The organism is Arthrobacter sp. NPDC056493 (genome assembly GCF_042795115.1).
Lineage (GTDB): Bacteria > Actinomycetota > Actinomycetes > Actinomycetales > Micrococcaceae > Arthrobacter.
In genome coordinates this window covers 1-12,996 of record NZ_JBHTSL010000047.1, presented here as the reverse complement: position 1 = coordinate 12,996, position 12,996 = coordinate 1, and the positions used below count along the sequence as shown (strand labels likewise).

Below are 12,996 nucleotides of genomic sequence, written 5' to 3'. Positions count from 1 at the left end.
GCGTATCCGCGGCGGGAGCCGCCGATACGGTCCATTTGCACCGTCCCGGACTCCCTGTGGGACGGATTGCCCGGCATCCGGTTCCTGCCGCATGCCGGGCCATTGCGTTAACTTCTTGACTACAAGGCTGCGGATGGTGCAATGTTCATTCCATGCCCTCACCATCGCGCTCAACGAGGAGCCGAACCAAAAACCCCGGGTCGCAATCCGCCCTCCGGCACCTGAACCAGCAGCGGATCATCGAGTGCCTGCTCAACGGCCCGTCGACCCAGGCGGAGCTGGCGCGGCAGACGGGACTTTCCACCGCGACGGTGTCCAACATCGTCAAAATCATGCAGGATTCGGGCCTGGCCTCCACCGAGCCGACCACGAGTTCCGGGCGGCGCGCACTCAACGTCCGGCTCAACAGCAACGGCGCCGTGGCGGTGGGCATCGACTTCGGCCGGCGGCACCTGAGGGTGGTTCTCGCCTCGCTCAGCTACCACATCATCGCCGAGGAATCGGTGCTCCTGCCCCTCGGCCACCAGGCGGAACAGGGGATCCAGGCGGCCGTCGCACTGCTCGACAAACTGCTGGCGGACAGCGGGGTGGAACGCACCGCCGTGGTGGGTGCCGGCGTCGGAATCCCCGGCCCGATCGACCGCAGGACCAGCACCGTGGCACAGGGGGCGATCCTGCCCGAGTGGGTGGGCATCGACATCCAGGAACGCCTCGAAGATGCGTTCCAATTCCCCATATTCATAGACAATGACTCGAATCTTGGCGCCCTGTCCGAGGTGACCTGGGGACCGCACAGCGGCATCAGCAACCTCTTGTTCATGAAGATCGGATCCGGCATTGGCGCGGGCCTGATCCTCAACGGCAACCCGTACTACGGCAATGTCGGGATCACCGGCGAAATCGGCCACGCGACCATCCACGAGCACGGCCTGATCTGCCGCTGCGGCAACAGGGGGTGCCTGGAGACCATCGCCTCCACCACCACCATGATCGAACTGCTCAGCCGGGGCGAGGAGCGTCCGCTCACGCCCGAGGACATCGTCCGCAAGGCACTCGCGAGGGATGCCGCCACCTTGCGAGTCGTGGACGACGCAGGCCTGGCCGTGGGCCGTGCGCTGGGGAACGTGGCCAACCTGATCAACCCCGAGGTCATCGTCGTGGGCGGCCCGCTGGCGGGACTGGGCGACATCCTGCTGGACCCCATCCGGCGCGGACTGGTCCGCCACGCCGTGCCGGTCATCGGCGAAACCACCACCCTGACCATGTCCTCCCTGAATGACCGCGCGGAGGCTCTGGGCGCCGCGTCACTGGTCTTCCAGCACGCCGGAATCCGGCGCACGTAGCGTTTCGTTATACCGCCGTTGCGTTAAAGACTTGACGACAATGGCCTGCTCCATCTACTTTTTTCATCAGACGGCCCTGTGGTTTGCAGGGAAGACAACGAAGTCAATGCATTGGAGGCGTAAGGGCAAATGACGTCCCTCAACACGCAGAGCGAGCCGATTCTCCTGGAGATGCGCTCCATCACCAAGGAATTCCCGGGCGTTAAAGCCTTGTCCGATGTGAGCCTGGTGGTGAAGGCCGGGGAAATCCACGCGATCTGCGGGGAGAACGGCGCCGGGAAATCCACCCTCATGAAGGTGCTCTCCGGCGTGTACCCCTTCGGCAGTTACACCGGCGACATCGTGTACCAGAACGAGGTGCAGCAGTTCAAGGACATCCGGGCCAGCGAGCACGCAGGCATCGTGATCATCCACCAGGAGCTGGCGCTCATCCCGGAGCTTTCCATTACGGAGAACATCTTCCTCGGCAACGAACCGGTCAAGCGCGGGGTGATCGACTGGGCCGATGCCCGCACCCGCTCCCGCGAACTGCTTGCCAGGGTAGGCCTGCGGGAGGATCCGGACACCCCGGTCAAGGAAATCGGCGTCGGCAAGCAGCAGCTGGTGGAAATCGCCAAGGCGCTCAACAAGTCCGTCAAACTCCTCATCCTGGACGAGCCCACGGCAGCCCTGAACGAATCTGACTCCCAGCACCTGCTGGACCTGATCCTCGGCCTGAAGGGCAAAGGCATCACGTCCATCATCATTTCCCACAAGCTCAACGAGATCGAACAGATCGCGGACGAAATCACCATCATCCGCGACGGCAAGTCCATCGAGACGCTCAACGTGAAGGCCGACGGCGTCGACGAGGACCGGATCATCAAGGGCATGGTGGGACGCACCCTGGAATCGCGCTTCCCGGACCACGAGCCCAAGATCGGGGAGGTCCTGTTCGAGGTCAAGGGCTGGACGGTGGGCCACCCGCAGGTCCAGGACCGCCTGGTCTGCAAGGGCTCCAACTTCTTCGTCCGCCGCGGCGAGATCGTCGGCTTCGCCGGGCTCATGGGCGCCGGCCGCACCGAACTTGCACGGTCGGTGTTCGGCCGTTCCTACGGCCGCTTCATCAGCGGCCAGCTCTACAAGAACGGCAAGGAACTCCACCTCAAGAGCGTCAAGCAGGCCATCGATGCCGGCCTTGGCTACGTCACCGAGGACCGCAAGTCCCTGGGCCTGAACCTGCTGGATGACATCAAGACCACCACAGTCTCGGCGGCGCTGCACAAGATCAGCAAGCACTTCGTGGTGGATGCCAACAAGGAATTCACGGTAGCCGAGCAGTACCGCAAGTCGCTGCGCACCAAGACGCCGTCCGTGGAGGAGGGCGTGGCCAAACTGTCCGGCGGGAACCAGCAGAAGGTGGTCCTGGCGAAGTGGATGTTCACGGACCCGGACCTGCTGATCCTGGACGAGCCCACCCGCGGCATTGACGTCGGTGCCAAGTACGAGATCTACGGGATCATCCAGCAGCTGGCCAACCAGGGCAAGGGCGTCATCGTAATCTCCTCCGAACTCCCCGAACTGCTGGGCCTCTCCGACCGGATCTACACCATCTTCGAAGGCGCCATCACGGGCGTCCTGGACAAGGACGACGCCAGCCAGGAAAGCCTGATGAAACTCATGACTTCCGCCCGAAAAACCGCCTGACCCTCTGGAACCCTCCAGAACCTTCCAGAACAAGGACTGACAAAATGAACGCGCTCAAGAAGCTGTTTGGCGGCAACACCCGCCAATTTGGCATGATCTTCGCCCTGGTTGCCCTGATCATCTTCTTCCAATTCGCCACGTCGGGCCGCACGCTGACGCCCGGAAACGTGATCAACCTCTTCAACGGCAACTCCTACATCCTGATCCTGGCCATCGGCATGGTGCTCGTGATCATCGCCGGCCACATCGACCTGTCGGTCGGGTCCGTGGCGGCGTTCGTTGGCGTCACGGTGGCCCTCATCATGCAGGACTGGAACGTTCCCTGGTACGCCGGCATTCTGCTTGGCCTCGTCCTGGGTGCCCTGATCGGAGCCTGGCAAGGGTTCTGGACTGCGTATGTGGGCATCCCCGCGTTCATCGTGACGCTGGCCGGCATGCTCCTGTTCCGCGGCTTCAACCAGTTCGTCGGCAAGTCCAACACCATCCCTGTCCCGGCGGACTTCCAGTACATCGGATCGGGCTACCTGCCCGAGGTCGGGCCCAGCACCGGCTACAACAACCTGACCCTGCTGCTCGGCCTGCTGGCGGTCGCGTTTGTGATCTTCAGCGAACTCCGGTCCCGCCGCACCGCCAAGGCCCTCGGCGCCGAAGTCCCCGAAGGCTGGGTGATGATCACCAAGCTGGTGCTGGTCTGCGGCGCCATCCTTTACGCGACATACCTGTTCGCCACCGGCCGCCCGGGCACGTCCTTCCCCATCCCCGGCCTGATCCTGGCTGTCCTGGTGCTCATCTACGGCTTCATCTCCGCGAAGACCGTCGTCGGCCGCCACATATACGCCGTGGGCGGCAACCGCCACGCGGCCGAACTTTCCGGCGTCCAGTCCAAGAAGGTCAACTTCCTGGTGATGATGAACATGTCCATCCTGGCCGGCCTCGCCGGCATGATCTTCGTCGGCCGCTCCACCGCGTCCGGCCCGTTCGACGGCGTGGGCTGGGAACTTGATGCCATCGCAGCTGTGTTCATCGGCGGCGCAGCGGTGACCGGCGGCGTCGGAACCGTGATCGGCTCGATCGTCGGTGGCCTGGTCATGGCCGTCCTCAACAACGGCCTCCAGCTCCTGGGCGTCGGCGCCGACCTCACCCAGATCATCAAGGGCCTGGTCCTGCTGGTCGCCGTCGCCTTCGACGTCTACAACAAGAGCCAGGGCAAACGCTCCATCATCGGCCTGCTGACCCAGGGCTTCAACCGCCCCAGCGGCGGCGCCCCCAACCAGCCCGACGAAGTGACCTCCACCAAGGAAACCATCTCCCGGGAAGCCTGAGCACCGCCCGCTCCCCGGATGCATTTCCCACCCCTATAGAAAGTGAACCGAGCAAATGCGAATGATTGGTAAGGCAGGAAAGGCGGCAGCAATCGCTGCCATTGCGGCACTGGCGCTGACAGCCTGCGGCCGTTCAGACAGCGGCACAACGAGCGGCGGAAGCTCCGGCGGCGAGGCATTCCCCAAGGACTCCGCCATCGGCGTCGCCCTTCCGCAGAAGACCAGCGAGAACTGGGTCCTGGCCGAGAAGCTGTTCAATGACGGCCTCACCCAGGCAGGATTCAAGCCGGACGTCCAGTTCGCCAACGGCGGCGTCTCCGAGCAGCAGAACCAGATCAGTGCCATGATCACCAAGGGTGACAAGGTCATCGTCGTCGGCGCGATCGACGGCGCACAGCTCGGCACCCAGCTGAAGCAGGCCAAGGACGCCGGCGCCACCATCATCGCCTACGACCGGTTGCTGCTGAACACGCCGAACGTGGACTACTACGTGGCCTACGACAACTTCAAGGTGGGTGTGCTGCAGGGCAAGGCACTGCTGGAAGGCATGCAGGCCAAGAAGCCGCAGGGTCCGTACAACGTCGAACTCTTCGCCGGCTCCCCCGACGACGCCAACGCCAAGGTGTTCTTCGACGGCGCCATGAGCGTACTGCAGCCGAAGATCGACGACGGCACCCTCAAGGTGCTCTCCGGCCAGAAGTCCTTCGAGCAGGCTGTGACCCAGGGCTGGAAGGCAGAGAACGCCCAGAAACGCATGGATACCCTGCTCGCAGGCACCTACACCAGCGCCTCGATCGATGGTGTCCTCTCCCCCAACGACACCCTGGCCCGTGCGGTGCTGACGTCGGTGAAGGGTGCCGGCAAACCGCTTCCCGTGGTTACCGGGCAGGACTCCGAGGTTGAATCGGTCAAGTCCATCATGGCCGGCGAGCAGTACTCCACCATCAACAAGGACACCCGCAAGCTCGTTGAGCACGCGATCGTCATGGTCCAGGACATCCAGGCCGGCAAGAAGCCTGAAATCAACGACGACAAGTCCTACAACAACAAGGTCAAGACCGTTCCCGCCTACCTGCTGGAGCCGGTCATCGTGACCAAGGCCAACGTCAAGACGGCTTACGAAGGCGATCCGGTTCTCGGACCGATCACCAAGTAACACCGCAGACGCCACAGAGCCCCGGCTCCCCCGCAAGTGACCAGTTCACCCGGGAGGGCCGGGGCTCTTCCGTTGCCGGACGGCCCCCGGGGCTTTAGCGCCCCGCCTCGACGTCCAGAACGCCGGGCCCCGAGAAGTTGAGCACGGCGTTGCGCACCGCCGGCGCGGATTTCAGCGCGTGGTAGCCGTATTCGACGGCGGGGTTCCACCCGGCGTCGGAGGTGAACTCCCGCTGGGTCCAGTCGGGAGCGGTTGTTCCGGACGCCGTGGCAGCGGCGATGGCGTCCGCCTTGTGGATTTCGAATGAAGCCCGGGCTACGGCGGCCAGGTCTGCGTCCTTGCCGTTGAACCAGGACCCGTGGTCGCTGAACCTGTGCCCGTTGTAGCTGCTGACCGTGACCGACTCGTCTGCGCCCGGCCCGCTGTAATCGAAGGCGTTGTATTCGGAGTAGATGGAGGATTCGTAGCCGGCGCCGATGAAGTAGCTGCTGCCACCCTGGGCTTCGCTGACCATGGGGTAATCCGGATCGACCGTGCTGCCCACGAAGTAGTTGTTCACCACGTGGACCTGGCCGAACCGAACCCGGGGACCGCGCTGCTGAGTGTTCTGGAAGAGGTTGGAGATATAACTCACACGGAGTTTGCCACCGTCCTTGTCGACGTGTTCATCCCCGGAACCGAGCAGACTGGTCTTGTCGTGGTCGCGGAGTTGGCTGTTGGAGACGGTGACAAAGTCGGTGCCGTCCTTCAGGTCCAGCAGGCCGTCGTGCCGGATCACGGGCTCGTTCTTGAAATCGCGCGGCGCCTCACTGTCAGGGAAGCGGCCGTCGCTGAGCAGCACGTGATCGATCCAGATATGGTCGGAGGTGACCCCCGAGAATGCGTCGAAGCGGGCGTTCCACGCGCCGTCGCCGTCGTCCGGCGACCACGAGGTGAACCAATCCACTGGCGATTCGATGCTGAGGTTGCGGACCACCACGTTGCTGGCCTGGTGCAGCACAACGTTGGCGCCCACAAGTCCTGCGTCAGCTCCAAGCCCCAGCAGCGTGGTGTTGCTCGGCAGGTTTACCTCGATCTGGCGCTTCATGGCGTTGCTGCCCTGTTGGCGCAACTGCCGCATTTTCTTGCAGTAGTCGAATGCCTGGTCGCTCCAGGTGCGGCCATTGTCCAGGAAACAGGACATGTACCTGGTGATGTCATAGCCCGGCGCGTAGTCCTGTTCCCCCAGGAGGCGGCCATCCGGCGATTCGTTGCCGTTGATGGTGCCGCGGATGTAGATGAGCTTCGGTGCAGCCGGTTCGCCGTGGTTGGCCGTGGCCGCATTCAGTTCTGTCAGGCTGCCGACAACGTAGGTGTTTTCCGGGCTCGCTCCCGCCCCGCCGGTGGTTCCCGTCCCGGTGGACGCCCAGCCTGTGGGCGCGACGTCGTTCACCGAGATTTTCCCGCCGCCCGTGGTGTTCACGGGGTCCGCGACGGCGGCGGAGGCTGCCGCCGCCAGAACCGCCAGCGCCAGGGTGGCGGCCGCGGCGTTGCGGCTGAAAAGCAGATGTTTAGCGTCTGATGTATTGGACTTCATTGGCCTGTTTTCCGGCATGCCAAATAGCGCACATGCCTTGGTGAGGATGGGCGGGACACTAGCGGGAATTGCTGCTGCAGCGGAAAGGCCCTCATCGTTCCGGACAATGCGGGAAAGCGTTTTCTCAGCTGCCGAACCATTATGTCTTCCAACGTCGAGCCGCTGTCAAGACCCCGCCACGGACCGATGCTCACAGCCCACGCATAGGTTCGGCTGCCTCTGCGCACAGCAGTCCGGGAAATTCTGAAGCCAAGAGCCCGACAGTCAGGAGGGCACAGTACGTAGGAGTGCAGTGAGCGTCCTCGCCCGAAGTGTAGGCAATGCGTTTAGAAACAAGGTCCGAACAGCGGCGGTTGTGGCCGTGCTGGCGGTCGCCATCGGACTGGCTTTGGCCATGCTGGTGGCGAACCAGGCCGTCGGCGCCAAAGTCCAGGAGCTGAACGCTTCGGTGGGGACCGTGCTGACCGTGAACCCGGCGGGCGGCCAGGGCTTCGAAGGCGGCGGCGAGCCGCTCACCGCCGAGCAGGCAGCGACCGCGGCGGACGTCCCGAACGTGACCGCCGTCGTCGGAACCAAAGCGCTGCGGCTCCGCAACGCGGCCGAAGCCGCGGCGCAGGCGGCAGCCGGCACCCAGGCAGGTCCCGGCGGCGGGCAGGGCGGCCCCGGCGGCCAAACCACCACCACCCTGACCACCAGCCTCACCGCGGCAGTCGACGCCGGAACGCTCGGCGCGCGCAACCAGGACAGCTCCGGCACCACGGGCGCAACCGGGACGACCGGAAATACCGGCACCACGGGGACCACACAGCTTGCCCGGTCCCTTCCCATCACGGCCACCGGCACGGGCGCAGAAGTGGACAGCACCGGCAAGGCACTGGAACTGACCTCGGGCACCGGACTGGGTGACTACACGGCCGAGTCCGCCAAGGCGCTGCTGGGCACCACTCTCGCCGAAAAGAACAACCTCAAGGTGGGCTCCACCTTCACCATCAACAGCAAGACCTTCACCGTCGCCGGCCTGTTCGACGCCGGCACGGCCTTCGGCAACAACGCCCTCTACGTCACGCTCCCCACCGCCCAGACCCTGGCCGATCTGCCCGGCGAGCTGTCCACGATGATTGTCACGGTGGACAGCATGGAGCACGTCGACGCCGCCAAGACGGCCCTGCAGAACGCGCTCGGCACCGACAAGGCCGACGTCACCCAGGGCCAGCGCAACCTCGAAACCGCCGTCACCTCGCTGGACAGCGTCAAGAACATCTCCATGGTGGCGTTCATCGCGGCACTTGGCACCGCAGGGCTGATCATCCTGCTGATCATGGTCATGCTGGTCCGCGAGCGCCGCCGCGAAATCGGTGTCCTCAAGGCCATCGGGGCACGCAACCGCACCATCGGCCTGCAGTTCGTGCTCGAAGCCCTGGTACTGGTGGCCCTCGGCAGCGTGGTGGGCGCCATCATCGCCTCCTTCGCCAGTGGCGGCATCGCCTCCGCCCTGGTCAGCTCCAGCACAAGCACGACGGCGGCCCCCACCGGGCGCGGCGGCGGGTTGGCCGGCGCGGCCGGCGGATTCCCAGGCGGCCAGGGCGGACCTTTCGGCGGCGCCTCCCAGCTGCTGACCTCCGTCACCGCCAGCGTGTCCCCCGAAATCCTTGCCGCCGGCATCGCGGCAGTCTTCGGCGTCGCCATCATCGGCGCGCTGGTTCCGGCCCTGCTCACCGCCCGCATCCGCCCCATCGAAGTCCTCCGAGGAGAATAGCCATGATTGAAGTCAAGGATCTGGTCCGCACGTTCAAGTCCGGCGACCGCACCATCAAGCCGGTCAACGGCGTCAGCTTCGAGCTGGAGCAGGGCACGCTGGCGTCCATCGTGGGCAAGAGCGGCAGCGGCAAAAGCACACTGCTCTCCCTCCTGGGTGCGCTGGACAAGCCCACCAGCGGAGACGTCGTCGTCAACGGCGTGAGCCTGGCCGGCATGCCGGACGGCAAACTGACCGAATACCGGCGCCGGGACATCGGTTTCGTGTTCCAGCAGTTCAACCTGGTTCCCAACCTCTCCGCGCTGGACAACGTCATGCTGCCCATGGAGTTCGCCGGGGTGCGGAAGTCCGTCCGGACCGAGCGGGCACGGGAGCTGCTGGAGCAGGTGCAGCTCGATCCGGACAAGCACGGCCGCCGCATCAACCGGCTATCCGGCGGCGAGCAGCAGCGCGTGGCCATCGCCCGGGCCCTCGCCAACGAACCCAAGCTGATCCTCGCCGACGAGCCCACGGGTAACCTCGATGAGCAGACGGGCGAGCACATCATCGAACTGCTCAGCTCCCTCAGCCGCGACCACAACACCACGATCCTCGTGGTCACGCACGACCGCACGCTCGCCAACAAGACGGACCGCAGGTTCCGCCTGCAGCAGGGCAAGCTCACGGAGGAACCCGTCCGCGGCCGAGCTGCGGAGCCGGCGGCGGTGTAGTTTTGCGCGCAAGGTGCGGGCAGGGCGTAAACCCTCCCGCACCTTTCGCGTGTTTTGACCCAACGCTTCCTCACTTCCCGCACGTTTTGACCCAACGCTTCCTCACCTCCCGCACGTTTTGACCCAACGCTTCCTCACCCGGGTGAGAGGATGGCGTCATGACGTCACCGATCGCCAAGCCCTGGCTCTTCAGCCAGTCCAACCAGGATCCGCTTGCCGCCACGGGCCGCAGGCTGCGGTGGGGTGTTATCGCCACCGGCCGGATCGCCTCGCTGGTGTCGCGGGACCTGGCACTTCTGGAGGATGCAGAGCTGTACGCCGTCAGCTCCCGCGCCCAGCACACCGCGGACGCGTTTGCCAGTGACTTCGGCTTTGCCGTGGCCTACGGGGACGACGGCGGACAGCAGGGCTATGAGCGGCTTCTCGCCGACGACTCGGTGGACGTGGTCTACGTGGCCACGCCCCACGCGCAGCACCACCGGGTGGTGCTGGCTGCACTCCGGGCAGGCAAGCATGTGCTCTGCGAAAAGGCGTTCACCATCAACGCCCGCGAAGCTGCTGAGCTGATCGACGTAGCCCGCGAAAAGAAGCTGTTCCTGATGGAAGCCGTGTGGAGCCGCTTCCTGCCCAGCATGCAGAGGGCCTTCGAAATCGCACATTCCGGCGAACTCGGAACCGTCCAGTGGGTCACGGCGGACCTTGGATTCCCGGCCCCCTACTCCCCCACGGCCAGACTCTGGGCTGTCCAGGACGGCGGGGGCGCACTTCTCGACATCACCATCTATCCGCTGTTGTGGGCCCTCGGCACCTTGGGCTTCCCGCAGACGGTCAGTGCTATGGGGACTTTGAACGACGACGGCGTGGACGCCCAGAATGCGCTCACCCTGGGTTACCACCACGGCGCGCAGGCACAGCTCACCTCGTCCCTGCTCGCCCATGGCCCCCGCACGGCGACGGTTGCCGGAAGCCTTGGGTACCTGCAAACGCTCGGCTCGATCAACAACCCTAAGAAGTTGGTAGTGGGGATCGGTCAGGAAGCACCGCGGACGGAACACTTCGAGGTGAGGGGGCGGGGCTACACATACGAGCTTCGCGAGGTGACGCGGTGCGTCCAGCAGGGCCTGACCGAGAGCCCGGTCATGCCCCTTGAGGACTCGCTCAACACGATGCGGCTCTTCGACGGCGTGCGTGCCCAACTCGGTGTCGCGTATCCCAACGACGCTCACTGAGCAGCCCATCCAGCCTTCGTCGAATCGAAAGAATTACACTCCCGGGTCTGGACTCTCACTTTGGGGCAGGCTTAGGCTGTAGTCGATCGTCGATTCATTCGGTGGGCTGGGGGGTGTTAAGCATGACCATTGCGTATTTGTCGTGGTCTGCGCTGCGCCCTTTGCGCCCGGTTCTGTTGGCCGGTGCCGCTGCTGTTGCCTGGCTGGCCGTCTCGGCCCCGGCCGCCGACGCTGATTCACACCGATCTGACTCGCTTGGCGGGAGTATTTCCGCCGCTGTCTCGTCCCTCAAAGGCGGTGCGGACAGCGTGGCGGGACGCGTTGGCGAACTGGTCTCCTCCAAGGCACACGAAGCCCGCGCCGCTGCCCAGCCCACGCCAGCCGCAGCACCCCTGCCACTTCCAGCCATCGATCCGGCTGCCATCCCGGCACCACCGCCGGCGACGGTTGCGCCTGCGCCGGCCGCACAGCCGCCGGCCGTTGCGCCTCCACCCATGGCTCCCGCTCCTTCCACGCCAGTGGCGCCAACACTGGGGGCCGTCGTTGCCCCGGTTGCGGCGGACATTGTGGAGCCCGTTGACGCCGCTCTCGGCGGACTACCGTTTGGCGGGGCGCTTCCGGATGGCACCGTGGCAGGAGTTACGGATCCCGTTGCCTCCGCTGCTGATGGAGCGCTGACGGACACGGCACAAGCTATCGCGACGCCGGTGGCCGAGGTCCTAACGCCCGTAGCCGAAGTCGTGAAACCAGTAACTGACGCCGTGAGCCCGGTGGCCGACGCTCTGCCTGTCGAGCTTCCCCTTGAGCCGGTCACCGATGTGCTCGCCCAGGCACCTCCTCTCACGGCACCGATCGTTACGCCCGTCGCTGATGTCGTAGCGGGCATTGTGGCGGTTCCAGAACGGCTAGCCGCAGTTGACCCCGCCGTCACAGGTCAAAGTTCTGCGACTCCAGGGGCGCCGCTTGGCATTGTCGCCGGGCCCCCTGCGGTGTCCGCGGCGCCTGTCCAACCGGCCATCGGTTTGCCTGCTCACTTCGCCCACGCCGTTGCGCCGAAAGCGGCTGCAGTTCACCCCACGGGGTCTGCCCCAAAGGTTCCTGCCGGCGGGGACTCACCCTCGGGTGGAGACAACGCGCCGACGCCGGAGGCACTGCTCCCGGCCCCGGCCTCAGGCTCGGGAAGCGGCACCACCTCAGGCGGCCCTTCCGCTTCGGCCGCCTGGCTGAACAGCCCCTTTGAATACCTGCCGCTCATGGGTTTTGTCCCTGCCAGCGGACCCCTTCAGCATGTTCCTTCGCCGGTGGCCATCGACCCCGGCTCCTCTCCTGACTAGTTGGGCCCCTTCTGCCTCTCTGCGGCAGACACACGGCCACTCAGGCTGCCATGAGCACCTGACAACAACTTTTCAGGAGACATCACAATGCACCAGACAATTCGCAGGGGCCTATTAGGCACCCTCTTTGCCGGAGGTTTACTTGCCCTCGGCGCAACCGCGGCGAGCGCGGATACCACTGCCGCGGGCGCGGTCAACATCGCGCCCGAAACCGCTTCGGCGGACCTAAATGCTTCGACGTCGCTGGGTCTGCTGGGTGGCCCAGCGCCGTCGAATTCTTCCTCGGTCAGCGTCAATGCCGACCTCAACCTCACCAGCGGTACCTCGAACGGCGGCACCGCCAGCGTGGCACCGGGTGCGACTGCCCTGGTCGACGTAAACCTCGGGGGCACGGGGACCGGAACGGCTGCCCCTGCGGCTGACGCCACGGCCGCGGTCGACGCGAACCTCGGCAACACGACGACTGGTACCGTTCCGGCTGCTCCGGCAGCCAACGTGACAGCCGCCGCAGACGTCAACCTCGGCAACACCGCCGCGACAGGAACAGACACCGCCGTTCCCACCGCCGACGTAGCAGCCGTAGTCGACGCGAACCTCGGCAACACGACGGCGGGCACCGGCACCGCCCCGGCTGCTCCGGCAGCCAACGTGACAGCCGCCGCAGACGTCAACCTCGGCAACACCGCCGCGACAGGAACAGACACCACCGTTCCCACCGCCGACGTAGCAGCCGTAGTCGACGCGAACCTCGGCAACACGACGGCGGGCACCGGCACCGCCCCGGCTGCCCCGGCAGCCAACGTGACAGCCGCCGCAGACGTCAACCTCGGCGGCACCGCCGCGACAGGAACAGACACCACCGTTCCCACCGCCGACGTAGCAGC

General features: G+C 65.4%; 9 protein-coding genes and 1 pseudogene. 9 read left to right on the top strand and 1 reads right to left on the bottom strand.

Annotated elements, in window-relative coordinates; translation table 11 throughout:
* The first annotated feature begins 152 nt into the window (after nt 1–152).
* The 4 genes from ACFQ50_RS17385 to ACFQ50_RS17370 all read left to right on the top strand — a co-directional run bounded on the left by ACFQ50_RS17385 (nt 153) and on the right by ACFQ50_RS17370 (nt 5,507).
* A complete protein-coding gene (locus ACFQ50_RS17385) occupies nt 153–1,343 on the top strand; it encodes an ROK family transcriptional regulator (protein ID WP_377996895.1) in 1,191 nt (396 codons plus the stop codon).
* A 129-nt stretch (nt 1,344–1,472) separates the two neighbouring features.
* On the top strand, nt 1,473–3,029 hold the full coding sequence (mmsA, locus tag ACFQ50_RS17380) for a multiple monosaccharide ABC transporter ATP-binding protein (RefSeq protein WP_377996894.1): 1,557 nt from the start codon (nt 1,473–1,475) through the stop codon (nt 3,027–3,029).
* A gap of 44 nt (nt 3,030–3,073) precedes the next feature.
* Nucleotides 3,074–4,351 (top strand): multiple monosaccharide ABC transporter permease, encoded by a 1,278-nt coding sequence (gene mmsB / locus ACFQ50_RS17375; protein WP_377996893.1) that lies wholly within the window; start codon nt 3,074–3,076, stop codon nt 4,349–4,351.
* Nucleotides 4,352–4,406: 55 nt separating this feature from the next.
* On the top strand, nt 4,407–5,507 hold the full coding sequence (locus ACFQ50_RS17370) for a substrate-binding domain-containing protein (protein ID WP_377996892.1): 1,101 nt from the start codon (nt 4,407–4,409) through the stop codon (nt 5,505–5,507).
* A 94-nt stretch (nt 5,508–5,601) separates the two neighbouring features.
* Here ACFQ50_RS17370 and ACFQ50_RS17365 read toward each other — a convergent pair whose 3' ends face one another.
* Nucleotides 5,602–7,083: a polysaccharide lyase family 1 protein gene (locus ACFQ50_RS17365; RefSeq protein WP_377996891.1), complete on the bottom strand. Its 1,482-nt coding sequence runs from the start codon at nt 7,081–7,083 to the stop codon at nt 5,602–5,604.
* Between the two features lie 292 nt (nt 7,084–7,375).
* Here ACFQ50_RS17365 and ACFQ50_RS17360 point away from each other — a divergent pair, with 292 nt between their 5' ends.
* The 5 genes and pseudogenes from ACFQ50_RS17360 to ACFQ50_RS17340 all read left to right on the top strand — a co-directional run.
* Nucleotides 7,376–8,839 (top strand): ABC transporter permease, encoded by a 1,464-nt coding sequence (locus ACFQ50_RS17360; protein WP_377996890.1) that lies wholly within the window; start codon nt 7,376–7,378, stop codon nt 8,837–8,839.
* A gap of 2 nt (nt 8,840–8,841) precedes the next feature.
* The gene (locus tag ACFQ50_RS17355) at nt 8,842–9,549 is read left to right on the top strand and encodes an ABC transporter ATP-binding protein (RefSeq protein WP_377996889.1); all 708 of its coding nucleotides are present in this window, start codon (nt 8,842–8,844) and stop codon (nt 9,547–9,549) included.
* Between the two features lie 158 nt (nt 9,550–9,707).
* Nucleotides 9,708–10,778 (top strand): Gfo/Idh/MocA family protein, encoded by a 1,071-nt coding sequence (locus tag ACFQ50_RS17350; RefSeq protein WP_377996888.1) that lies wholly within the window; start codon nt 9,708–9,710, stop codon nt 10,776–10,778.
* A 122-nt stretch (nt 10,779–10,900) separates the two neighbouring features.
* On the top strand, nt 10,901–12,112 hold the full coding sequence (locus ACFQ50_RS17345) for a hypothetical protein (RefSeq protein WP_377996887.1): 1,212 nt from the start codon (nt 10,901–10,903) through the stop codon (nt 12,110–12,112).
* An 87-nt stretch (nt 12,113–12,199) separates the two neighbouring features.
* Nucleotides 12,200–12,996 (top strand): annotated as a pseudogene (locus ACFQ50_RS17340) (hypothetical protein); the annotation flags it as partial.